The 24,651-nt window shown below is 54.8% G+C and carries 20 protein-coding genes and 1 other RNA gene (1 of these 21 cut by a window edge); 1 reads left to right on the top strand and 20 read right to left on the bottom strand.

The annotated features are described in order from the left end of the window. The 12 genes from recR to rpoE all read right to left on the bottom strand — a co-directional run. Window positions 1-561 carry the 5' portion of a recombination mediator RecR gene (gene recR / locus H7F31_RS00485; protein WP_087571724.1) on the bottom strand. 39 nt of this gene lie to the left of the window's left edge, so only the first 561 of its 600 coding nucleotides appear in the window; its start codon is at window positions 559-561; its stop codon lies off the left edge, out of view. A gap of 77 nt (window positions 562-638) precedes the next feature. After that, the gene (locus H7F31_RS00490; RefSeq protein WP_087571723.1) at window positions 639-950 is read right to left on the bottom strand and encodes a YbaB/EbfC family nucleoid-associated protein; all 312 of its coding nucleotides are present in this window, start codon (window positions 948-950) and stop codon (window positions 639-641) included. Between the two features lie 27 nt (window positions 951-977). Continuing rightward, a complete protein-coding gene (gene dnaX / locus H7F31_RS00495) occupies window positions 978-2,768 on the bottom strand; it encodes a DNA polymerase III subunit gamma/tau (RefSeq protein WP_187102543.1) in 1,791 nt (596 codons plus the stop codon). A 244-nt stretch (window positions 2,769-3,012) separates the two neighbouring features. Continuing rightward, window positions 3,013-3,280: signal recognition particle sRNA large type (ffs, locus tag H7F31_RS00500), an RNA gene on the bottom strand. A 125-nt stretch (window positions 3,281-3,405) separates the two neighbouring features. Further along, on the bottom strand, window positions 3,406-3,822 hold the full coding sequence (locus H7F31_RS00505) for a hypothetical protein (protein ID WP_187102544.1): 417 nt from the start codon (window positions 3,820-3,822) through the stop codon (window positions 3,406-3,408). A gap of 83 nt (window positions 3,823-3,905) precedes the next feature. Then, a complete protein-coding gene (gene rpmE / locus H7F31_RS00510) occupies window positions 3,906-4,103 on the bottom strand; it encodes a 50S ribosomal protein L31 (RefSeq protein ID WP_087571721.1) in 198 nt (65 codons plus the stop codon). Window positions 4,104-4,252: 149 nt separating this feature from the next. After that, entirely contained in the window at window positions 4,253-5,527 is a 1,275-nt protein-coding gene (locus tag H7F31_RS00515) for a radical SAM family protein (RefSeq protein ID WP_187102545.1), read from the bottom strand. Window positions 5,528-5,558: 31 nt separating this feature from the next. Further along, window positions 5,559-6,905: a transcription termination factor Rho gene (gene rho / locus H7F31_RS00520; protein WP_087571719.1), complete on the bottom strand. Its 1,347-nt coding sequence runs from the start codon at window positions 6,903-6,905 to the stop codon at window positions 5,559-5,561. 65 nt (window positions 6,906-6,970) lie between these two features. Then, window positions 6,971-8,230 carry a UDP-N-acetylglucosamine 1-carboxyvinyltransferase gene (locus tag H7F31_RS00525; RefSeq protein ID WP_187102546.1) on the bottom strand — a complete coding sequence of 420 codons (1,260 nt, stop codon included), beginning with the start codon at window positions 8,228-8,230 and terminating at the stop codon, window positions 6,971-6,973. Window positions 8,231-8,736: 506 nt separating this feature from the next. Further along, entirely contained in the window at window positions 8,737-9,135 is a 399-nt protein-coding gene (locus tag H7F31_RS00530) for a response regulator (RefSeq protein ID WP_108995675.1), read from the bottom strand. A gap of 169 nt (window positions 9,136-9,304) precedes the next feature. Next, window positions 9,305-10,918, bottom strand: coding sequence for a CTP synthase (locus H7F31_RS00535; protein WP_187102547.1), 1,614 nt, complete (start codon window positions 10,916-10,918; stop codon window positions 9,305-9,307). A 370-nt stretch (window positions 10,919-11,288) separates the two neighbouring features. Continuing rightward, entirely contained in the window at window positions 11,289-11,855 is a 567-nt protein-coding gene (gene rpoE, locus H7F31_RS00540) for a DNA-directed RNA polymerase subunit delta (RefSeq protein WP_187102548.1), read from the bottom strand. Window positions 11,856-12,337: 482 nt separating this feature from the next. Here rpoE and H7F31_RS00545 point away from each other — a divergent pair, with 482 nt between their 5' ends. Beyond that, entirely contained in the window at window positions 12,338-13,477 is a 1,140-nt protein-coding gene (locus tag H7F31_RS00545) for a S8 family peptidase (RefSeq protein ID WP_397374623.1), read from the top strand. A 32-nt stretch (window positions 13,478-13,509) separates the two neighbouring features. Here H7F31_RS00545 and H7F31_RS00550 read toward each other — a convergent pair whose 3' ends face one another. From H7F31_RS00550 to H7F31_RS00590, 8 genes are all read right to left on the bottom strand, one after another. Beyond that, the gene (locus tag H7F31_RS00550) at window positions 13,510-14,295 is read right to left on the bottom strand and encodes a ferric iron reductase (RefSeq protein ID WP_187102549.1); all 786 of its coding nucleotides are present in this window, start codon (window positions 14,293-14,295) and stop codon (window positions 13,510-13,512) included. Beyond that, entirely contained in the window at window positions 14,282-16,282 is a 2,001-nt protein-coding gene (locus tag H7F31_RS00555) for an AraC family transcriptional regulator (RefSeq protein ID WP_261800249.1), read from the bottom strand. The genes H7F31_RS00550 and H7F31_RS00555 overlap by 14 nt, the downstream gene beginning before the upstream one ends. 151 nt (window positions 16,283-16,433) lie before the next feature. Beyond that, window positions 16,434-16,703, bottom strand: coding sequence for a hypothetical protein (locus H7F31_RS00560; RefSeq protein WP_187102550.1), 270 nt, complete (start codon window positions 16,701-16,703; stop codon window positions 16,434-16,436). Between the two features lie 754 nt (window positions 16,704-17,457). Then, the gene (gene argS, locus H7F31_RS00565; protein ID WP_187102551.1) at window positions 17,458-19,143 is read right to left on the bottom strand and encodes an arginine--tRNA ligase; all 1,686 of its coding nucleotides are present in this window, start codon (window positions 19,141-19,143) and stop codon (window positions 17,458-17,460) included. Then, window positions 19,143-19,583 (bottom strand): YwiB family protein, encoded by a 441-nt coding sequence (locus H7F31_RS00570; RefSeq protein WP_187102552.1) that lies wholly within the window; start codon window positions 19,581-19,583, stop codon window positions 19,143-19,145. Before H7F31_RS00570 ends, argS begins: the two co-directional genes overlap by 1 nt. Before the next feature lie 66 nt (window positions 19,584-19,649). After that, window positions 19,650-20,240: a DNA-deoxyinosine glycosylase gene (locus H7F31_RS00575; RefSeq protein ID WP_187102553.1), complete on the bottom strand. Its 591-nt coding sequence runs from the start codon at window positions 20,238-20,240 to the stop codon at window positions 19,650-19,652. 538 nt (window positions 20,241-20,778) lie between these two features. Then, a complete protein-coding gene (locus H7F31_RS00580; protein ID WP_261800250.1) occupies window positions 20,779-21,198 on the bottom strand; it encodes an S-layer homology domain-containing protein in 420 nt (139 codons plus the stop codon). A gap of 78 nt (window positions 21,199-21,276) precedes the next feature. Then, the gene (locus H7F31_RS00590; RefSeq protein WP_261800251.1) at window positions 21,277-24,630 is read right to left on the bottom strand and encodes a beta-galactosidase, LacZ type; all 3,354 of its coding nucleotides are present in this window, start codon (window positions 24,628-24,630) and stop codon (window positions 21,277-21,279) included. Window positions 24,631-24,651: the final 21 nt, after the last annotated feature.

Consider the following 24,651-nt stretch of genomic DNA (forward strand, 5'->3'; position numbering starts at 1 on the left):
TGTCACCTCATCCGCATATTCCAGGTCGCCGCCCACAGGCAAGCCATGGGCGATTCTTGTGACCTTGATGCCAAATGGCTTCACCAGCCGTGACAAATACATCGCCGTCGCTTCTCCCTCAATATTGGGATTCGTCGCAAGGATCAACTCCTGAACGCGCTCGTCACTCAATCGTCGGAGCAGCTCAGCGATGCGAATCTCGTCAGGACCAATGCCTTCCATTGGGGAAATCGCGCCCTGAAGGACGTGATAATAGCCGTCGAATTCCTTCATCCGCTCCATCGCGACCAGATCCTTCGACTCCTGAACAACGCAGATGACAGAGCCGTCACGGGACTTATCCTGGCATATCCTGCAAGGATCGGTATCGGTAATATTGCAGCAGACCGAGCAATAGAACAAATTCCTCTTCACGCTGACCAGCGCTTTGGCGAAATCGATCACATCGTCTTCCTTCATCCGCAGCACATGGAACGCGAGTCTTGCCGCCGTTTTGGGACCAACGCCCGGGAGACGGGTAAAGGCATCAATCAGCTTCGCTATCGGTTCCGGGTAATACAAAAAAGTGCAGCTCCTTTCAGCCCTTCAGCCAGCCATAACCATATTCGGAGCCGTTCGTTACCCGAGCGGCTGCTCTATTAGAACAAGCCGGGGATTTTCATGCCGCCCGTAAATTTGCCCATATCCTTGTTCGCCAGTTCATCCGCTTTCGTAAGCGCGTCATTGACGGCGGTCAACACAAGATCCTGAAGCATTTCGACATCATCCGGATCTACCGCTTCCGGCTTAATAACAATGCTAAGCACTTTCTTGTGTCCGCTCACTTCAACCGACACGACGCCGCCGCCTGCCGAACCTTCAACGACTTTGGTTTCGAGCTCTTCTTGCGCCTTCATCATCTGCTCTTGCATCTTCTTCACTTGCTTCATCATTTGATTCATATTGTTCATTAGTAGTCACCTCGTAAATTAGTATAATTAAGTCTTATCCTTCACAACAACCAAATCTTCTCCAAAGAGCTTTACGGCTTCCTCGATCCATTCTGCCCTTTTGGGAGGTGGGGCGTCTACCGCCTCATGCTCCAATGCGAAATCTCCCGGCTCTTGGGAAGGAGACTCCCCGGCGCCATCCAGTCCCGTCTGCCAATCCTTCTGCATCACGGTTACAAGACCATACGGCTTCCCGAGTACATCTCCGGCAATTCGTTCAATGATTTCACGGTGGTTCGGCTTCTCGGTCGTTTCTCTATGAATTTCATTTTTGAAGGCAAGAAGCAGGTTGCTCTCCGACAAGGATACGAGCTCCCCGTCCTTGAGCCAGGCATGCAGCGTCACCTTCTCTTCCTTGACCCGCTGCAGCACGTCGCCCCACTTCATGCGGGCCGCTCCCGATTCGGGACTGCCTGCGGAAGCGAGATAGGCGTCGAGCTTCACCTTGGCGCGAGCGATGCCGCTTCCGCCGCCGAAGGCTCCGCGGGAAGGGGAACGCGTCGCCGCCGCTCCCTGTCCCCCGCGTCCGGCTGCTTCTCCCGCCGCTGCAATGGCTGCCCCGCCGCTGAGCAGTCCTTCCAGCTTGCGTTCAAGCGCAGCGATCTGCTGTCGCATGGCCTGCACCTCGGACGAGCTCGCCCCGCCTCCGGAAGGCGGCGGAGCGCCAGCGCTTCCAGCCGAAACCTTTGCCCCTTCGTCAAGCGTACACAGCTTGAGCAAGGCAACCTCGAATACGGTCTGCGGCTGCGCGGCGTGCCTAAGCTCCATCTGATACTTGTTAAGCGTATCGATCATCGCGAACAACCGTTCAGGCGAATACGCCTCGGCCATTCCCTGGAACTTGTCGCGATCCACGATTCGCTCGGTGGCGGCTCCGCTGTTCGGCGCCAGCTTAAGGACCAGCAGGTCGCGGAAATAATAAATCAAATTCTCCAGGCACTTGTCCGGACTCTTGCCTGCCACCGTAAGGCCTTCGACCAGCGGCATAATAGCCGCGGCATTTCGCTCTTGCACCGCCTGTGCGAGCTGATAGAATTGCTCGGACGCCAGCCCGCCCGTCACATCGACGGCTGCCTCCAGCGTAATGCGCGAATCCCCGAACGCCGCAACCTGCTCCAATAAGCTGATGGCATCCCGCATGCCGCCTTCCGACAATCGCGCAATATATGCGATCGCATCCTCGTCGGCTTCGATACCTTCTTCCGAGCATATCTGCAGCAATCGTCCCGTCTGCTCTTGAAGCGACACTTGGCGGAAGTCGAACCGCTGACATCTGGATATGATCGTAGCCGGGAGCTTATGAGGCTCCGTCGTCGCCAAGATAAAGATGACATGTCCCGGCGGTTCTTCCAACGTCTTGAGCAGAGCATTAAACGCTTCGGAGGTCAACATGTGCACCTCGTCGATGATGTACACCTTGTATCGAACCTCAGATGGGGCATACCTGACTTTATCGCGTATGTCACGGATCTCGTCGATGCCGCGGTTGGATGCCGCGTCGATCTCGATCACATCCATAATATGTCCTGCCGTTATGCCTTTGCAAGCGTCGCATTCATTACATGGCTCTACGGTTGGTCCATGCTCGCAGTTTACCGCCTTGGCCAGCACTTTGGCCGTGGTCGTCTTGCCGGTCCCTCTAGGTCCGTTAAACAGATACGCATGAGATACCCGATCCTCGCGAATGGCATTCTGCAGCGTCTGTATAATATGTTGTTGTCCAACCATGTCCTGGAACGTCTGAGGACGCCAGGCACGATATAAAGCGATATGTGTCACGCGGCTCTTCCCTTCCGGTTGCATCAGATTCCCTTATTATACTACATTGCAGAGGGAAGCGTAAGCGCTAACCAAAGCTTGCCTGAGTATACCGGAATGGCAAACAACTGCTTGTCCGTGTTGACGTGCAAATATGCCGCTTAGCCGGCTCTGCGCTTTTTTAGCCAAAAATGCCCGCAATTGCCGAAACCGGCAACTGCGGGCATTTGTTCAGGGCATTCAAGCCCTTATTGATTAGGCAGAACCGTGCACCTGCCCCCGATATATACGACCCAAGCGGCATTCTTGCTACACAGCTCGAGTCAGGCACTCCCCCGGCACATGAACTAACTTGCTTACGGCTGCTTCCTTCCGGACCTGACCGGGTTCACAAGCGTCCATTGCGGAGGACCCGACTGTCAACACTGCTTGCAAGCGCCAAGCCTCACATCAGTATAACCTCAGACAGGAATTCAACCTCGCTACAGCGGATTGCGAGTTACAGGGCACCGCTACCTCCCCGTCTAGCACGGCAAAAACAAGTATAGTACATTCCGGGACAAAGCGCAACCGATGGCGAAATTTACAACGGCTTGTTTAGACTTCAACAAGACGATCTTCGTATATTGCATTTTGGAATGCCGTGTATACAAGCCCGTCAACGACTCGCTTTTACATGCACTTCGTATCTCGGCATATTCGTCTGTACGATCGCTTGGGCCCGCGCGCGCAGCTTCTCCAGCTGCGCATCCGTCATTTCCGGATCTGCCGTCAGCCGGACATGCAGCTCGCTGCCGTTAAAGCTGACCCGCGTGGAACGGATGCCGGCAACCGGCTTCAGCACTTGCTCGATCATCCGGGTATCCTTTTCGTACAGGAGCGTCGTATTGCGGTTCATCAAGCTTGGGTTGCTATTGGAATAACCCATATATCCGTCATGGCCGTAGCCCTTCTCTTTTCCCGGTTCCGCGCCGGAGCACCCCGCTCCAAGCAACAGCGCCGCGCCGATCAAGCCGGCAAGCATCCATTTATGCAGAGCCGTTCCGGACCCAGTATGCCTATCCAATTTGTCCATTAAAAAAACCTCCCTTATAACCATAGGATGGCTGAGGGAGGTCCTTGTATTCTGCCAAATAAAGGCCGAATTGGCGATAGGAATTAAATGCCGTATTTCTTCTTGAAACGGTCGACGCGGCCGCCGGCATCCAGGAACTTCTGCTTACCCGTAAAGAACGGGTGGCATGCGGAGCAAATCTCTACGCGAAGAGTCGGTTTAATGGAACCAGTCTCGAACGTATTGCCGCAAGCGCAAGTTGCTGTAACGACGTGGTATGTCGGATGAATACCTTGTTTCATCTCGTTCACCTCTTTCTGCCCTGAGCCACATGCGGGCCCAGAGTATAAATCACACAATGTGGATTATAGCACGACGCGGCTCTCCATGCAATGATTAACCACTGTATGGCTACAATTCCTCACAGTGGTTGTTCCACGCATTTATAGAACTATGGGATTAACACATTTTTGGGACGGCGAAGCCCGACAGGCGGCACATGCGTGTAGGAGCCGATGACGACATCCGGCAATTCTTCCCGGAAAATCTCGAGCATCGTCTTCATTCCATAAATTTCTCCTTGCGCCTTGGGGATAAGCGCCAGGTAGCTCTCGGGATCGATATTGAGATTCCGCATTTGGATCAGCTTGAGCCCCGTGCGTTTCGCGAAGCCGATCATGGCCTCAATCTCTTCCTCGCGATCCGTCACCCCGGGGAAGATCAAATAGTTGATGGACGTATACACGCCCTTGTCGGTTGCGTATCTGAGCGACTTCTCGACATTTTGCAGCGTATAGCCGCGCGGCTTGTAATACGCATTGTAATGATCGTCGAGCGCGCTGATCGTACTGACGCGCATCAAATCCAGACCGGAGTCCACAATGGCGCGAATGAAATCGGTTAGTCCAGCGTTGGTATTAATATTGATGTAACCGTTCGAGGTTACCGCGCGCACCCGTCTCATCGCTTCCACGATGATCTTTACTTGCGTGGACGGCTCGCCTTCGCAGCCTTGGCCGAAGCTGATAATAGACTCCGGCTCTCGAAGATGCTCCAGCATGATGTCTACGACTTCGTCCACCGTCGGCTTGAAGTTCATCCTTGTCTGAGGAGCCAGAAAACCGCTGTCGTCCGGTTGCTCCGAGATGCAGCCGAAGCAGCCGGCATTGCACGAATAGGAGACAGGCACGGCGCCCTCCCAACGATTTAGAAACGTATTGGATGCCGTGAGACACTCATAGCCGAGCGCGCAGTTGGACAAGTGTTTGTACAGACGATTGTCCGGATACTTCTGCAGCAGCCGCTCCACTTGCACGCCAAGCTCCCGACGATCGCAGTTCAGCGGATCCCAACGCTCCGGATCGTCGCATTGCTCGGCGGCAACATGGAAACCGCCGTCCTTCCAGACAACGGCCGTGTAGCCGAAGAGCGGCAGCTTCTCGTTTTTGTCCGCCTTCACGTAGCCGGGCAGGCATAGCCGCGTATAACCTTGGGGCAGCAACGCGCCGACAGCTTGGGCGCCGCCGGGCAATACTTGCATCTCTCCGCTGTCCGGGTCAAGGCCGACGGGACGCGTAAACGGCAAGCTGACCAGCGTCGCTCCTTCCGGAAGAGGAATGAGTTCCTCCTCCATCATCTCGACGACCATGTCGCCGCTGCGTCCTAGACCGTAAAAATCGGGATGGTCGAACACATTGCCGTGTTCGTCCGCATATACGAGATTCATGATGTCCTCCTTCCAGCCGGGCTGCGGCCTTCTATGACCCCTGCGTCGAACGCGCTACGGGTCTGCGGCCTGCGGATGTCGACGAGGATGCGGGGCTCTTCGCCGGCGGTCTGTCGTTCCTGGACGGCTCGGCCGTCGTATCCAGCGACATAAGGAACTGTTCGTTGTTGTCGGAGTCCTTCAGCTTTTTGAGGAAATTATCGACGAAGTCCGGCGAGTCGCTCATCGTTTTGCGGATGGCCCATATCTTATCGAGCTCTTCCTTGGTCAACAGCATTTCTTCCCGCCGAGTACCCGATCTGCGCATATCCAGCGCCGGGAAGATTCGGCGTTCCGCCAGCTTGCGATCCAGATGCAGCTCCATATTGCCCGTACCCTTAAACTCTTCATAAATGATGTCGTCCATACGCGAGCCCGTCTCGATCAAGGCCGTCGCCAAAATAGTCAGGCTTCCGCCTTCCTCCACGTTGCGCGCCGAGCCAAAGAAACGCTTGGGACGGTGGAAGGCTGCCGGATCGATACCGCCGCTCAATGTGCGGCCGGATGGCGGGATAACAAGGTTGTAAGCACGCGCAAGGCGCGTGATGCTGTCCAAAAGAATGACGACATCCTTCTTATGTTCGACCAATCGAAGCGCGCGCTCGAGCACAAGCTCGGCAACCTTGATGTGATTCTCCGGAAGTTCATCGAACGTCGACGCGACAACTTCGCCTTTTACCGAGCGCTGCATATCGGTCACTTCCTCCGGACGCTCGTCGATGAGCAACACGAACAGCTCAATATCAGGGCGATTCTCGGAGATGCTGTTGGCGATCTCCTTCAGGAGCAGCGTTTTGCCGGCCTTTGGCGGAGCGACGATAAGTCCCCTTTGGCCAAGTCCGACAGGGGCTAACAGGTCCATCATACGGGTGGATAACTTCGACTTAGAGGTTTCGAGCACTAATTTCTTCTCGGGATATAGAGGAGTAAGAGCAGGAAAATGGAGTCGTTCTGCCGCCGTTTCAGGGTTTTCCCCATTAACGGCATTTACTTGGAGCAAGCCGAAATATCGTTCGTTCTCCTTTGGAGGCCGACACTTGCCGGAAACAAGATCGCCGCTTCTCAGATCAAACCTACGGATCTGGGATGCCGAAATATAAATATCTTCCTTGCTGGGCAAATAGTTGATGGGTCGCAGAAATCCGAATCCTTCTTGCAGGACGTCCAATACGCCTTCCATAAACATAAGTCCGCTCTTCTCCGCTTGCGCCCGGAGGATGGCGAATATAAGTTCCTTCTTCTTAAGTTGACCGTAATAAGCAATTTGATATTGCTTGGCGAGCTTATACAGCTCCGTCAACTTCATCTCTTCCAGATCCGCAATCTGAAGATCCGACATATTCTCACCACTTTATTCGAATTGTTGAAAACCTTTTAATTCATCATTACCAGATATTACCCAATTTATTCCAAACTGTTTTCGCGCCATACTTCCGCACCCAGCCTGGTCAGATTCTCCACCAGATGATCGTATCCCCGGTCGATGTACTCTACGCCGGTAATTTCGGTCACGCCATCCTCCACGGTCAATGCCGCTACAACCAACGCCGCTCCAGCCCGCAAATCCGCCGCCTTTACCTTGGCCGCATTGAGCTTGCCGCCTTCGATAATGGCGGAACGTCCTTCCACGCGGATATTGGCGCCCATGCGCGTAAGCTCCGGCACATGCTTGAACCTCGTTCCGTAAACGTAGTCCGTCAGAATGCTGACGCCTTTCGCTTGCGTAAGAAGCGTTGTCATCGGCGATTGCAGATCGGTTGCGAAGCCCGGATAAACCAACGCTTTCACATCGATGGCCGTGTATTCCGGCGAGCCGATAATCCGAATGGATTCATCCATCTCCACCACCTGCACGCCCATCTCCTCAAGCTTGGCCGTCATGGCTTCCATATGCTTGGGAATAACATTATCTATAAGTACGTCGCCGCGCGTTGCTGCGGCCGCAATCATATAAGTTCCCGCTTGAATGCGGTCGGGAATGATGGAATGCCGGCAGCCGTGAAGTTTTCTGACACCTTCGATACGAATCGTCTCCGTTCCGGCACCTTTCACATTTGCTCCCATGGCGTTCAACAAAGTAGCTACATCTATGATTTCAGGCTCTTTTGCCGCATTTTCGATAATGGTGGATCCTTGGGCCCGAGAGGCCGCAAGCATAATGTTAATCGTTGCTCCGACGCTTGCAACGTCCAGGTAGATCTTGGCTCCGCGCAGCTGCGCGGCCTTAATATGGATGGATCCATGCTCATTCGTTACGGTAGCGCCCAACGCTTCGAAACCTTTAATATGCTGGTCTATGGGACGGGGCTCGAAATTACAGCCTCCGGGCAAGCCTATAATCGCTTCTCCAAATCGGCCTAACATGGCGCCCATCAAATAATACGAGGCTCTAAGCAGCTTGACCTTGCCGTTTGGCATTGGCCTTGCAATAAGCTCGGAAGGATCGATTCGCATCGTATCCCCATCGCGAGTAACCGTCGCGCCAAGCTCTCGCAGGATGTCGCTATAAACCGCAACATCGCTAATCTCAGGCAAATTGTCTAATACAACTTCCGATTCCGCCAATATTGCAGCAGGAACAAGAGCGACCGCGCTGTTCTTGGCTCCACTGATCTGAACCGTGCCGCGCAGCGGTCGACCTCCGCGAATCATCAATTTCTCCATGAAAAGTAGGTTCCTCCTCTTAAGCTTAGAAGGCAGCAAAACTAGCAGCTTTAATGATTGACAGGCAGAAAGTATTGCGGCGCCCTTGTCAGAGGACGCCACATTTTCTGTTAAAATTCTAATCTAATTGGGACAAGGTAAAACGGCTGTTGCCGTCTTTCGGCGGTGTAGTATGCAAGAAATAGAGGTCAAGTATGAAGTAAATCTATACAATCCTGTATTTCAAAAAACCGCCGCAGCCATAAGGCCTGGAGCTTGAAGGCTCGTCCTGTCGGCATTGTTCAGGCGGTCACTCTGAGCTATTATATCACACCGATGCGGCAAATGGTAAGATCTCTTTCCTTTCCGAAATAGCAAAAAGAAGCAACGCCGCGCGCCGCGCAAGCGATGCTTCCTTTTTCAAAATATAAGAAAATATAAGTTTTTGTCTCCTTATACTTGTTCTTATATTTCATCGGTAAACGCGCTCGTCCAAAGGACGGCGTAAGCCGTTTATCCTTGTTTCATTAAGAACCTACAGCGAACCGGCCCGACGAGCTGCCTCCCTGCAGATGGCGATTCACTTCCATTCTCATCTCGTCGATATCGAACGGCTTGGTGAAGTGCATCAGCGCGCCGAGATCCGTCGCTTCCTTAATCATATCGAGTTCGCCGTAAGCCGTCATCATAATGACCTTGATGGAAGGATCGATCGTTTTGATATGCTTCAGGATCTCCAAGCCATCCATGCCCGGAATCTTCATATCGAGCAATACCAAATCCGGTGAATCGCGTCGCACGATCTCCAAGGCGATCTTGCCGTTCGCAGCTTGAAACGTATTATAGCCTTCGCTGCTGAACACTTCTAACAACAAGACCCGAATTCCGTTCTGATCGTCGACAATCAATACCTTCTTCTTATCCAAGCTCCTCAACTCCCCGAGAATGAACGTCGTAATCTTCATCAAACGATAAGAGACTGCTCCGTCAATTTTTTATATCTATTCGAGAGAGAGAAGGGATTATCCTGCTATGGCATACAAAAAATTACTGGATGGAAGAAAGGATGACAAGAATGTGTCAACTTCTCGCTAATTAGCGCGCCAAACGCTCCGAATACGATAGTGCCGATTGCACGAACCCTCTAAACAGCGGCTGCGGGCGATTCGGTCTGGACGTAAATTCCGGATGAAATTGTACCGCAAGGAACCAAGGGTGATCCTTGAGCTCGACCATCTCTACCAGGCGTCCGTCCGGGGAAGTGCCGGAAATGATCAGTCCCGCGGACTCAATTACTTCCCTGTATTCATTATTGAACTCATACCGATGACGGTGGCGTTCGTACACCAGCTCGTCCCCGTATTCGCGAATCGCGATCGTCTCGGATGCGATTTTGCACGGATACAGGCCAAGGCGCATCGTACCGCCCAAATCCTCGATATCCTTCTGGTCTGGAAGCAGATCGATAACCGGATACGGCGTAGAGGAATTAATCTCCGAGCTGTTTGCTCCCGCAAGACCAGCCACGTTGCGAGCGTACTCGATAACGGCGACTTGCATCCCGAGGCAGATGCCGAAGAAAGGAATCTTCGCTTCGCGCGCATACTTGATGGCGCAAATCTTGCCTTCGATGCCGCGATCCCCGAAGCCGCCCGGCACCAGAATGCCGTGTATGCCTTCCAGCGCGTCCGCGACGGTATCGTCGGTCAGCAGCTCGGCATCGACCCAGCGGATCTTCACTTCGGAATCCGCAGAGATGCCGGCATGTCCAAGCGATTCCACGATGCTAAGATAGGCATCATGCAGGGCAACGTATTTGCCGACGATTGCGATCTCCGTTGTGTGATGCAACGACTTCACTCGGGCGACAAGGCTCTCCCATTCGCGCATGTCGGGCTGCTCCGTCTGCAGCTTAAGATGGTTTACGACGAACTCGTCGAGTCCTTGCTCGCGGAGCATGAGAGGCACCTCGTACAAAGTCGACGCGTCGCGGCATTCAATGACCGCGTTTTCGTCGATGTCGCAGAACAAGCCGATTTTGCGCTTCATGTCCTCGGCAAGAGGATACTCCGTGCGGCAGACGATTACGTTCGGTTGGATCCCGATGCTGCGCAATTCCTTAACGCTGTGCTGAGTCGGCTTCGTCTTTACTTCGCCTGCTGCCTTAATGTAAGGAATAAGCGTTACGTGGATATACATAACGTTGTCCCGGCCGATATCGCTCTTGATCTGGCGAATCGCTTCCAGGAAAGGCAGGCTCTCGATGTCGCCGACCGTACCGCCGATCTCCGTAATGACAACGTCAGAGCCATGCTCCTTGCCCGCGCGGAAGACGCGATCTTTGATTTCGTTCGTGATATGCGGGATGACTTGCACCGTTCCACCCAGATAATCGCCGCGGCGTTCCTTGGTAATCACGTTGGAATAGATCTTGCCCGTGGTGACGTTGCTGTTCTTGGACAGGTTGATATCAATAAACCGTTCGTAGTGACCGAGGTCAAGGTCCGTCTCTGCGCCGTCGTCCGTGACGAATACTTCGCCGTGCTGGTACGGGCTCATCGTGCCCGGGTCGACGTTGATGTAAGGATCAAACTTCTGGATAGTAACTTTAAGCCCTCTGTTCTTGAGCAGTCTGCCTAGCGATGCCGCGGTGATTCCCTTGCCCAGGGAAGAGACCACGCCGCCGGTTACGAATATATATTTGGTCACTGTGATGATACCCTCCATGCTCCTATGTTAATAAATAGTTTACCCAAATCCGCTGCCTTATGTCGCACATGCGCCATGAATATGTAGCGCGCAAGGCCTATGATGCTATCCGATTGAATCCAAGATGAATCGGCTGTCGCCGTCTTTTGTCGGCGCAGCGCGTTTCATTTCGACAATTCTAAGTCCAAATAAGTTGCTAAAACTTATAAATTCTTAGAATTCAAACAAAAAAAGTGACACCCGTAGCTACGGGGGCACTTTTCTCTTATCGCATGTCATATGCGTATTATTGGTTAACCGAATCTGAAGCCCATGCAATAGTGTACTCTGCTTAATAGTACATGTCAAGCGAAACTAGGCGGACTTTCGATTACTTATCGTCGTCGTCATCTTCGTCGTCGAAAGAGTCCTCTTCCTCGTCTTCTTCGGCGTCGAGTTCGTCTTCGCCTTCTTCCAGATCCTCTTCCTCGATGTCGATCTCCTCTTCGACCTCGGCCTCTTCCTCGGCCTCCTCGAAGTCTTCGGAGTCCTCGTCGTAGGCATCGTAATCTTCTTCCTCAGCCGCGAAATCGTCCTCTTCTTCTTCTGCGAACAGATCCTCGTCATCGAGATCGTCGTCGTCGTTAATGATGCGCGTACGCTTCGCGTTGCCCACCGGATCCTCGGAGCGCTCTACCGGATACCAGCGCTTGAGTCCCCACATATTGCTGCCGACGCAAGCGAATCTTCCATCGATGTTGATCTCCGTATATACCTGAGCGATAAATTGATTGATGCCTTCCTGGGACAGACCGCGAATCTTGGCGATCTCCATCATCAAATCGCGATAATAGTATGGCGTGTTGGCCGCTTTGAGCACCTCGAACGCCAAGTCGACCATTGGCATTTCCTTCACGCGTTCAGGATCCAGCTTCAATGTAATATTGCCGCCGCTCATATGGACACATCCTCTCTTACTTGCTCTGGAATGATGTACGTTGCCGTACCTTATGCATTCTCGGACGAAGCTTCCGAGCCCGCTCCTAGCCGAGCGGCCGTTCTCCTTCGCACGCATTAGTCAAACTATAGTAAAACCTATTTCAATCGAAAAATCAAGTGCAGGCCTTTCTCTGAGCGCAGCTCGTCCGACAGCCGTTCGACGAGCACCCTTCGTGCGTCAGTGCGGGAAATGTCGGAACATGCCGGATCTGAGCGGTCACGGCAAAAAAGCGAAGGGAAGCTCCCTTCGCTTTGACTGTATCCATCCGACTCGCGTCGGAGATGCAAGAGCGTATCCAGCTCTTCATTCATCCTATGAGCGAACGCGGATTTTGCCACGGTCTGACGCCTATTTATTTGAAAAAAGGCAAGTGGCTCATGCCGTCCCGCTCCATCCTTCATACAATAGTGCAGCATCGTCCTTCGGGAGGGGGAGCTCTATTGAATATCGCCGCATTCATTCGTTCGCTGCAGCAATCGCGTTCGATATCTTCCACAGAAACTACAAAACGCATTATCCGATTCAAGCATGTCAGCGATTATCGCACGTTCGTGCGGCAGTTGTCACAAAACGACAAACTTAGGCCGCTGCGCAAGCTCGTAAGCCCCCTGCCCATCATAAGAGGTATCGTCTGCCAATTGCCAGCTTCAACCGTGCTTGATTGCTCTGGAGGACACATCTGGATGGAGAAGGACTGCCTCATCAGCGTCAACCCCTCCTCTCAGAAGTCGCTCGCGCTCGATAACGGCATGCCATGGGGCGTGCAACAGATCAAGGCGCCGCAAGCATGGGGCGTCACGACCGGACATCGCGTCAAGGTTGGCGTCATCGATACCGGAATCGACTTTAATCATCCCGATTTGCGACATTCGCTGCTTCGGGGAATCAACCTGCTAAATCGAAGCAAAATGCCTTACGACGACAATGGACACGGCACGCATATCGCGGGTACGATCGCCGCGGCCAATGGCATGCATGGCATGATCGGCGTGGCTCCGCGTGCGCTGATTGCTCCGGTCAAGGCGTTCGACCACAACGGAAGCGCCTTTGTCTCCGATATTATACTCGGCATCGAGTGGTGCGTTCGCAATGGCATAGACGTCATCAACATGAGCTTCGGGATGAAGAACAGAAGCAAGGCGCTGCTAGGAGCTGTAACAAACGCCTACAACTCCGGCGTCATCATCGTCGCTTCCTCCGGCAATGACGGCAAGCTTCGCTCCGTCGACTATCCCGCCCGTTATCCTCAGACGATCTCCGTAGGCGCCACTAACCGCTCCCGCAGGGTCGCGCCCTTTAGCAACCGGGGGGCGCATATCGATATCTACGCTCCCGGCGAGAAAATCACATCGGCATGGCTGAGAGGAAACTATAATGAGATGAGCGGCACCTCTATGGCAACTTCTCACGTGAGCGGGGCCATAGCCCTGCTGCTGTCACTCTACCCGCATCTGACGCCGGCGGAGATTAAGCTCATCATGAAACGTTCCATGCAGCCGCTACGCAACGCCAAAAATCGGCGAAGCAGTACCGGCGAGCTGGACATCGTCCGAATGCTGCAAGCCGCGGAGAAGCTATAAGCTTCTTGCGCGGCTTGTCGTTTTTTCCTTTTTCAACCGCCGGATGCCGCCCTGACCTTGGGACACTTCCGGCAATACTCCGGCGCCATCACGTAATACAAGCAGCATGTCAATCTCGGCCTGGCCGAATAAATACCGGAAGCTCGCGCCGCACCTCCCATGAACTTAGCCAGTGGATTACGTTTTTCACCGAATAGGGATGCCGACGAAGGGCTCGACATATAGACATAATCTTCCCCGGCATGCGGGCCCTCGAACTCCTCCTCTTCGTACGGCGGAGCGATCCGCACGGCGGCGTTTTCCCACAAAATCGCCATCGGGACTCGAGCGCACTCCGACAGCTTCTTAAACAAAGGGGCCACATGGTCGGCGAACAATCCGCAGAGCACGTCCTCTCTCCACTTCTCCCGCTCTCCGGCCAACGGTACCGTCACAGTCAAGCCTTCCACTGCCAGCTCGGGAAAGCTGGACTTGCCCTCGGCGCAGCCACTGTAGTCCGGCGAGATTAAGCGGCATTGCATGGGCGTCAGCATCAGCCCTTTATTGAAACCGGTCATCGCATGCAGCACGGGCGCGACTAGCAAGTAGCCATACCTTTTCGCCAGCATGGAAGCCGTCACCCTCCGGGACGGAGCCCCGATATGCTTCCCCAGCCAATCCAGATAGTCCCCGCACATCTCCTTGCTCAGCAGATCCGATACCCGCACGTCCGCCAGCAAAGGAGGAAGATCGGCCCCATCCTCGATCATTCGGAATTCTCCAGGGAGCTCCCTCCGTTCCTCCTGCGATAAAAACGTTCTTCCGTTAGTGGTCGCCAAGCAGCGTTTCTCCCACCTGATCCACGATCATATTAATTGCGATCGGGCCGTAGTAAGCGATCCATAACGTCGTGTCGACGTTGTATATCCGGTTGTGCTTAACGGGCTCCAGCGACTGCCAGGTTTCCGTCTTCTGGTACTCCTCGGCCTCTTCCTTGAACATATCGTCGGTCAGCAGGAAGTAATGGTCGGCCCCAACGCCGGGCAATGCCTCCAACGCGATCTGATAAGCGGTATCGTCCACCTCGGTTACCGCTTTCGGAGCGATCAATCCCAAGTCCCCGTATAGAATCGCTCCCGTGCGATGATCCGGCGTATGCACTCGAATGCCGCCGTCTCTAGGCCTTAGCAATGCGATGCTCTCCCCGTTCATCTTGGCCTGCAGCTTCTCCTTGAGGCTGGACACCTTCTCTTGGTAAGCCTTAAGCACGTCGGCGGCAGCCTGTTCCTTGCCGACGATCTTCCCGAACGTAACCAATGTGTCCTTCCAGTCTTCGTCGAAGTCGAGCACGATCGTCGGGGCGATCTTCGAGACGCTGTCATAGATTTTCTCCTGGAAGCCGGTAATAATGATCAGATCGGGATCCATCGCCACGATGGCCTCGAGATTTGGCTCGTCGCGCGTGCCCAGCACCTTGACGTCCGCCAACTGATTCGCCAGATATTCCGGGAAGTCCTCCGAAGAGCCCGCCGCTGTGACGCTGCCCGCCGGCTGTTCTTGCAGGGCGATCAACTGATCGACGAACTTCGTGTCGAGAACCGCGATGCGCTCCGGCTTCTGCTCCAGCACGATGTCATCCTTCAGATGCTTAATGGTAACGGGGTAACCGGCTTGCTCCGCTTGGGCCGGACTGGGAGCGGCCGTCGAGGACGCTGTGGACGTCGGAGACGCCGTGGACGTCGGGGACGCTCCTTCGTTCGTATTGGACCTCGCTCCGCCGTTTCCGCCCGAACATGCCCCCAGAATCAGGGCCAGACTCAGAATTAGACTAACGGCCAGCATGGATTTCGTACGTTTGATCACTTGCCATTCTCCTCCGCTTGGATATTGATAATGATTCGCACTATCAACATCACTATAAGGGAGTTTGGCCGCCTCTCCAATGGGATTTCGCGACAAGCTGGATGCACTTATGCGACAGGACCGGCGGCATTGGAGCGGAGAGATGCCGTAATGCTTCTTGAAGGCGCGGCTGAAGTAATAGCTGTCTGAGTACCCCGTCGCCTCCGCAATCTCGCGCAGCGTTGCCTGCGTCCCCGTAAGCATCGCCTGAGCCTGGTCCATCCGAATTCCGATCAAATACTCCATCGGACCAACCCGGTGCCGCTTTTTGAACTGCCGCTGCAATTGTCGAGGTCCTGCTTCCAATACGATTGCGAGCTCTTGGAGGCCTAGAGGCTCCGCGTAATGGTCTTTCAGATAACGAACGGCCCTGGCGACAAGATCCGGCCGGTACACGTCCGTGCCTCCCTGCTCGTGAACTTGCCGCAGCATTTCGTACACCAATTGATGGAACAAGGCTCTGACGTGGAACCGGTCCAAGGCGGAGGGAGCTTGCCACAGCCCCAGCATCTGCTCCGACTTCGCATACAGTACCAGCGGGTACCCCGGCACAAAGCCGTACGAAGACTGGAACGGATTGTTTTTCTTCAGAATAGCAGCCAATTCCTTGCGTTGCGGCGGCGCGGGAGCCGCTTTGTAGAAGATCAGATCGTATTGCACCGCTTCCCTGACCTGAACGATGTCCAGCAGCGAGCCCTTGCCTGCATGGCAAGCGTAAGCGCCCCGAACCGAGTGGCGGCGCTCGTCGATATAAATATCCGCGCACCCTTGATGAATCAGCAGGAACCCGCTGGCGGGCATGCGGAAGGAAGCCCGCTTCTCTTCCGGCCCGATCCTGGAACGCCTGATATCCAGCACTCTGATCGCGGAATGATTCCACAGCTTCAAATGATCCTCCAACGAAATCCCTCTATTTCCCTCCATGACCATCTCATTCTCCCACTCGTTTAACTCGCCGCGCCCCCGACCGGTTTTGATTGGTCGGGTTGCTTCCGATTCGATTTGATATGGCTCGTTTTGCTTCATTTAGATTGATTCGATTCGATTCGGATTGATTCGATTTGCATCGATTATATCAATAATAATTCTCATTATCAATTAAAGTAGTCATCATAACACCAACACCAACACCAACACCAACACCAACACCAACACCAACACCAACACCAACACCAACACCAACACCAACACCAACACCAACACCAACACCAACACCAACACCAACACCAACACCAACACCAACACCAACACCAACACCAACACCAACACCAACACCAACACCAACACCAACACCAACACCAACACCAACACCAACACCAACACCAAGGGTAGCTGAATAAAACAAACGTGTCCAGTCACTTCCCGCCTATCGGACATAGAGATGCTGTCGATTCATTGTGTGCAAAACCGGAAATGAAGCTGCAATCAATCGCCGGCAACCTGTTTACGGAAATGAGGGCCCTTATATGGAACGTTTGGCGTGATAATAAAATCTAACGGAACTCTGCGACGTTATTCGTGAGAAATCCAGGCAAATCGCGAGCTTTTGCCCATCATAAGGGCTGTCAGTTCCATTAGATTTGCGAAGTGCCGCTTTTTGCCGAAATAACGCCTTTCATTTCCGTTGCAGTTGCTCCCGTTTATTTCTTTCTGGACACTCGCCCGCAATTTCACCTTTGCACAATTAATAGACAGCCTCTTCCTGTCTGTTAGATTTGATTATAGTTAAAAATCGGACAAATAGAGTCGCTGGTGTCTGTTAGATTCTCCACCCTTATGTTCACAAGTCATGGAGTATTATCATTTTTTATGCAACAAGGAGAAACGGCTGCGCCTTCTTTTGCCGGGCAGCTCGTCCGCTCGTTTCATGCCGAGAATTCCAAGTCCAGATAAGGTGCTATGGCTTTAAATTCGCGGGACAGGGTGATACGGCTGTCTCCGTCCTTTGGCGGCACAGTAAGTTTCTTTCCGAGAATTATAGACAAAGTATGGAGAAAACCGATACTTTCCAATAATTCAAAAAAAAGAACCTCCCGTCCCGTCGCTTAGACGAGTCCGGAAGGTTCCAGTATTTATAGCCCTAGCAAAGCGAGCGTCTACTACATCCGTTCCGGCGCCGATACGCCGACGAGCCGCAGCACGTTGGCGATCGCGAGGCGGACAGCGCCTAACAAGGCCAGGCGCGCCTGCGTTTGCTTCGCATCGTCCGTAATGACGCGTTCAGCGCGATAGTAGCTATGGAATTCGGCTGCCAGTTCGTACACATAGCGGATCAGGCGATGCGGCGCGTAACCTGCGGCAGCTTCCGCAATCTCTTGCGGCAGCTCGCCGATCTTGCGGATCAAATCGAATTCCGCTTCGCTGTTCAGCTTATCCAGCGCGACGCCCGCGATACCCGCGAAATCGATGCCCTGCTCCTCGGCTTGGCGGAAGATGCTGCAGATGCGCGCATGGGCATATTGCACATAAAATACCGGATTCTCGTTGGATGTCGAGATCGCCAGATCCATATCGAAGTCCAGATGGGAATCCATGCTTCTCATCGTAAAGAAGTAACGGATCGCGTCTACGCCTACTTCGTCCATCAGATCTTCCATCGTGACGGCTTTGCCGGTACGCTTGGACATCTTCATCTTCTCGCCGTTCTGGAACAGGCTGACCATCTGCGCGATCAGCACGGTCAGCTTCGCCGGGTCGTTGCCCAACGCTTCCATCGCCGCCTTCACGCGAGGAATGTAGCCATGATGGTCCGCGCCCCAAATATTGATCATACGATCGAAGCCTCGGCCATACTTGTCGCGGTGATACGCGATGTCAGGCGTAAGGTAGGTGTAAGAGCCGTCGTTCTTCACGAGCACGCGGTTCTTGTCGTCGCCGAACGGCACCGTGTTTAGCCAGGTTGCTCCTTCTTCCTCGTAGACGTGTCCGGATGCCTTTAGCGCCTCCAGCCCTTGTTCGACAAGCCCGTTCTCGTATAGCGAAGTTTCGCTGTACCAGACGTCGAAGCCAACCCGGAACCGGCCGAGGTCGCGCTTGATCTTGTCGAGCTCCTTCTCAAGCCCGAAGTTGCGGAAGTACGAGAAACGCTCCTTGTCGGATAGTCCCAGCAGACGGTCGCCCTCTTGCTCCGCAAGCCCCTTGGCGAAGCCGATAATGTCTTCGCCGTAATAGCCGTCTTCCGGCATCTCCGCTTCTTGTCCGAGCGCCTGACGGTATCTTGCCTCTATCGATACGGCCAGGTTTTCGACTTGTTTGCCGGCATCGTTAATGTAATATTCGCGCGTGACGTCGTAGCCGGCGAAATCCAGCACGTTGCACAGCGCATCGCCGACGGCCGCTCCGCGCGCATGCCCCAGATGCAGGCTGCCTGTCGGGTTCGCGCTCACGAATTCGACTTGCACGCGCTGACCCGCGCCTTCGGTTACGCGGCCGTAACGCTCGCCCGCTTCCAGCGCGCTCCGAACAACGGGGTACAGATAACTTTTGTCCATGCGGAAGTTAATGAAGCCCGGACCTGCAATCTCCGCCGACTGGATCGAAGCGCTTTTTGCATCCAAATGCTCGATAATCGCTTCCGCGATCTGACGCGGATTGCGCTTCGCCAGCTTCGTCAGCTGCATGGCCGCATTCGTCGCCAAATCCCCATGGGTCTTGTCCTTCGGTACCTCCAGCACGAAAGCCGGCAATTGCTCCCGCTCCGCCAGTCCCGCCGCTACGGCCGCATCGGCGATCGCCGTTCTGACCTGCTCATACATAACTTCAAGTACATTAACACTGTTGCTCATTATTCATGCTCCTCCTGTATACAAAGACGGATATGGAACCGTCCCGATAATCGCTCTTCCACCAGCAAGCGGTACTTCCATTCCAGCGTGAACGGCAGCAAGGCAGGAAGTCCCTGCTCATCGTGCTCTGCACCGCCGCCTTGAATCGACAGCTTCGTCGTATCCGTCTCCAGCTCGAATGCCGTCATCGCGGACCGATAGCTCCCTCGTCGTCGCTGACCGTCCACGAAGGTCTGCTCCATCTTTACGGCCCCGCTGCGGGTCAGCGCGAGCTCCCCCCGCGAATAACGAATCAGCGTGCGGATCTCCCCGTCCGCTTCGGTATATCGAATATATAGCGATCTCGCCTTGCGGAACCACTCTCCGTGGTAAATCTCCTGCACCCGTTCCCCATCCTGTACGCTCTCCAGCGTCAGCAAGGCCTTGCCGCTTGCTTCCATAGATTCTCTAACTCCCGCGTTCATTGAAATGTCATGTTACTACTATATACAGGAAGTGCCGTAATTTCAACGTTCTCCTGCTGGGAGATGCCCTTGCGCATAGGGCAAAATCGTCTTCCATGCTTCGACCCGGTCATGGAGATTCCTCATATGCTTGGTCGGAATGGGACTCGTTGACGGCATTTTGAGGAGCGCCACCTTGCGCGGAAGAGCGCCGCCGTCCTTGCCGTAATATTTGCGGAACGTGTCGAAAGCCTTGCTTCCATTAAACGCGATGCAGACGATACCCGGATAATGCTCCAGTAAACCTGGGAAATCATTGGGCAGCTCGCCCTTAATGTTCACATCCAGGCTCCCTTCCCGCTCGCAGGAGTTAATTACGTCCCATAGGGCCAACCTATTCGCCTGCAGGAAATCCAATCGTTTGCCATAGTCGGCGTCAGGCGAAGGATAAAGAATTTCAGAAGCCGGCGTTGCGGCAGACTGCTCTGTTTGCGGTTCGCCGAATAACGCGTACACGACGCGCCAGAAAAAATTTTGCGGATGTCCGTAAAATTGTCCGTGCTCCAACGACTTCACGCTTGGCGCCGTGCCGGATATCAATACCCGTGCCCGATCGTCGATCAGGGGCGGGAACGAATAGATGCGCTCGCTCATGCACGTCCTCCTTTAATTGCTTTTATATCTCAGCTTGGCCCTCAACACCCCCAAAAATCCCCATTCCGTGCTGCTGAACAGCAAAAGAGTGTCGACTGGTTACAAAACGGACGAGGAACGGTGGGGAGAGGTCACGGCGGAAATCTAACGGACAAAAGTGAGGCTATCGATTCATTGTGAGTAACGGAGCCGAAACGTTCTGCTTTCGCTAACGGAGAGGGTTCTTCGGCAGAAGAACCGCCGTGATTTTCCGTTTTTTCGAATAAAACTTCCTGAGGCGCAGTGGGACAAGTTTAGCTCTCATATAGGTAGATATACAATACCGGGGGATGAATCGCAAGCAGCTGGAAGCTGCTCCGACCGTTCGAAAAAACCAAGAAGCCAAGCGGCAAGCCGCCTGACTCCTTGGTTTTGCACTTTCCATCCAATCAATGACTCGCTCAGTTGCTGCGCCACGCGATAAAACGCGCAAGCATGGCGGACACTTCAGCCCGGGAGGCAGCACCAACGGGCGCCAGAAGATTCCCCGGCTAGCCGCTCAGGATGCCCGTCTCCACCGCCCAATCCATGGCTTCTCTTGCCCATGCGGAAACTTCGCCGCTATCCGCAAAGCTCTTGCTGCCGCCGTTCGCTGCAGGCTGTCCGGCGACCGGTACAGCAAAGCAATCAACTGCTCCCGGGTAATGGCCGCCTCCGGGGCGCTGCCGTCGCTGATTCCCGCAGCCATAGCCCAATCCCGCGCCTTGCTGTACCAAGATTCGCCGCCCTCGGTTTCTACTCCGTCCAGTCGGGCCAGCACGGTAAACAGCATGGCGCGGCTCATGGATACGCCGGGGGCAAACATCCCTACCTCCGTTCCGAGGAACAGTTCGCGGCTGGCAGTAAAAGCAATCGCCTCGGCTGCCCAATAGTTGTCAGGCACATCCTGGAAGACGATCACATTGTCGATCAGCTTCACCGTAAAGACTCCAACCCACAAAATATGGTTGAAGTCTTCTTCACTTCTTGCTACTGCATACCCGCCGCTGCTGCGTGACTATACCCGCTCGATCACGAACGAGAAGGACATAGGCGCGTCAGACTGAATCGTATACGGCTCGTGGACCGGAGCGCCCCAGCTGTCGTCGCCCCCGACGCCCATTTGCCGTCCTGCGACGGTGATGACGGTGTAATGCGCCTGCGGCAGCTCGTAGACATGCTGCGCATTCTCCAACTCGAACGCCGTGTAAGGCGATACGCCGCATTCCACGGGCGCTCCGTCCGCGGCGATCCGAATGCCGTGTCCCAGGACGTCCGTTACGTCCAGACGGCGCACGCCCGTCCGGTTGCCGGATTCCTGCGGCATCACGTAGCCGGACACGTTGCCGGCCGCCGTGCCTTCGAAGGAGCATAGGCGCGCGCCTTGGGCCCGATCGGCATAGTTCTCCTCCGGTCCCAGCGCCAGCCACTTCAGCTGATCGTAATCCGCCGACACCTTGAAGGTTACCGCGAAGATCGGCAGCTTAGGCAGACCCGCCGCGCCGCTGTAATCAGCCTGTACCCGGATGCTGCCATCCGGGCGAACCGTATAGGCCATACGCGTCTCGAGCTCGTCGCTGACTGAGAAGCGGAAACGGTAAGCGATCGTGATCGAACCGTCCTCCCCATTCTCTTCCACGTCGATTCCGACGCACTTGCGAGCCAGACTGGCTGCGTACCAGACGCCCGCGTCGAAGCCTTGGGAGAATCCTCTGTCATTGTCCGTCGTCGCCCTCCAGAAGAGCGGGGCCGGCGGAGTCGCTATCATCTCGCGTCCCGCATAATTGAGCGAGATCAGGCTCATCGCCTGCTTCGAGAAAATCGCGCTGAAGTCTCGTCCCTTCACGCCGATGTTGACATCGCCATGCACGACCGCAAGCTTCGCTCGAACGCTCGGCGCCGCCCCTGGAAGCGCGCAGCCGTCCGGGCCGCAAATGTCTGCCGCTCCGCCGACGAAGATCAAGCCGCCGGAAGCGCCTGCGCCTGCCTCCCCGGAAGTCCCGGTCAAGCCGTCCATGCCGCCGCCGAGCCCCCATGCCGTGTTAATGTCTACGTTTTCTGCGGCATCCTTCGCTCCTGCTCCGTCATTTACTCCTGATGCGCTGCCGCCGAGGCCCCAAGCATCGCCGGCACTGCCCCCGGAGATGTCCATCGCGCCGACTCCGCTGCCCGAAGCGCTCTCCACGCGGAACACATGCTGACCGAAAGCGACCTCATGGCCGGCCTCTGCCCACAACGTGTCTTCCTTCAGGCGGAAGGAAACGTCCACCGCGTATTCGCCAGGTACAAGCGTCAGCGCGCCTTCGGCGAATTCGAATGGAACATAAGCTTCCCCGCCGGCAGCCACGTTAACCTGCTCGACGCGGCTGGCCAGCTCTCTGCCGTCGGCCGACAAGACGAAGACCAAATCAAGCTCCGACGTATCCGCGAACAGATTTTCGTTGCGGATCGCAACGCCTTCGCGGTCCGGCATCAGCTTGATGTTCTGATATAGGAATTTGACCTCCTGCATCTTCGGCGATTCCTTGCGGTCCGCGTACACAATGCCGTTCGTGCAGAAGCCGTAGTCCGTCGGACGATCGCCGAAGTCGCCGCCGTAGGCCAGAAATTCCTTGCCGTAACGGTCCTTCTTATATACGGATTGGTCGATGTAATCCCAGATGAAGCCGCCCTGGTACATCGGATACTTCCGCTCCAGATCGGTGTACAGGCTCATGCCGCCCAGCGAGTTGCCCATGGCGTGCATATATTCGCAGCTGATGTACGGCTTGTCGGGATTTTGATCGAGATACTCTTGGATGTCGGCCGGCTTCGCGTACATCCGGCTCTCCATGTCGCTCGCTTCCGTATAGGCACGGTCGTAGAACACGCCTTCGTAGTGGACGAGACGTCCGCTGTCTACCGAGCGGAAGTAACGCGACACGTTTACCAGCACATCGCCAACGTACGATTCGTTGCCCAGCGACCAGATCAGGATGGACGGATGGTTTTTGTCCCGCTCGTACATAGAGACGGCGCGGTCCATAACGATATCCTGCCACTCCGGCCGGCTGCCCGGAATGTTCCAGGATGGCTCGACGGCGCCCATCTTCTGCCAGGAGCCGTGCGTCTCCAGATTCATCTCGTCGATGACGTAAACGCCGTATTCGTCGCATAGCTCGTACCAGTAGCTCTGGTTAGGGTAATGCGAGGTCCGGACGGCGTTCATGTTATTCCGTTTGATCGTCTCAATATCCCATAACATATCTGCCTTGGAAATAGCGCGCCCCGTACGCGGGTTGAACTCGTGGCGGTTCACGCCTTTAAAGACGATCCTCTGGCCGTTAAGCGTCATGATCTTGTTCTTCATCTCGAAGCGGCGGAAGCCGACGCGGCTCGGAATCGCTTCGACCAAGGCGCCATTTGCGTCCAAAACCTCCACGATAAGCTCATACAGGTATGGCTTCTCGGCGCTCCACAACTCCGGATTTCCAACCTTCGTCTCCAGTACGGCGTTCAAACCTTCGCCCAGAGCCGTCGCTGCGGAAGCAACCTCGTTGCCCTCGGCGTCATACAGCTTGACGACCGCCTTCGAGCCCGCTTGCGGCGCCTCGCGAAACGTCAGCGCTCCTCGCAGCAAGCCTTGCGTCAGACTTTCGTCCAGCTCGGCTCGTACGTCAAGATCGTACACATGGATGGAAGGCACGGTGTAGAGATACACGTCGCGGAAAATGCCGGAAAACCGCCAGAAGTCCTGATCCTCCAGCCAGCTTCCCGTGCTCCGCTGGAACACCTCCACCGCCAGCTTGTTCTCCCCTTCGCGAACGTAAGGCGTCAGGTCGAACTCGGACGGCGTAAAGCTGTCCTCCGAATAGCCGACGAACTTGCCGTTAAGCCAGACGTAGAACGCGGTCTCTACGCCCTGGAACGAGATGCAAACCGGCTTGCCGGCCATATCGGCAGGAAGATCGAACAGCTTCACGTAGCTGCCGACGGGATTGTCTTCCTTGGAGATAAACGGAGGTCTAAGCACCTCATGTCCGTCCCATGGATACATCGTATTCACATATTGCATTTGGCCGTAGCCCTGCGTCTGAATGTGACCCGGCACCTGGATATCGCCCCAGCTTGACGTGCCAAACTCCTCGCTGAAAAAGCCAGCCGGCCTGCTGGCCGGGTTCGGCGAATAATGGAACTTCCAGGAGCCGTTCAAAGAATGGCGCATTTCCATCGGCACCCGGCTGCGAGCCTCCGCCACCGAGCCGTAATAGGCATGGTCGGAATGCGCGGGCAGTCGATTTACCGCGAATACGTTAACGTCCTCCAGCCAATCCAGAGTTGGATTGGCTGTTAACTTTACATTTTTATCATTAAATCGCGAAGTTGTAGTCATGTGGTTTCCCCCTTCACCCTT

The organism is Paenibacillus sp. PAMC21692 (assembly GCF_014303795.1).
GTDB lineage: Bacteria > Bacillota > Bacilli > Paenibacillales > Paenibacillaceae > Pristimantibacillus > Pristimantibacillus agaridevorans.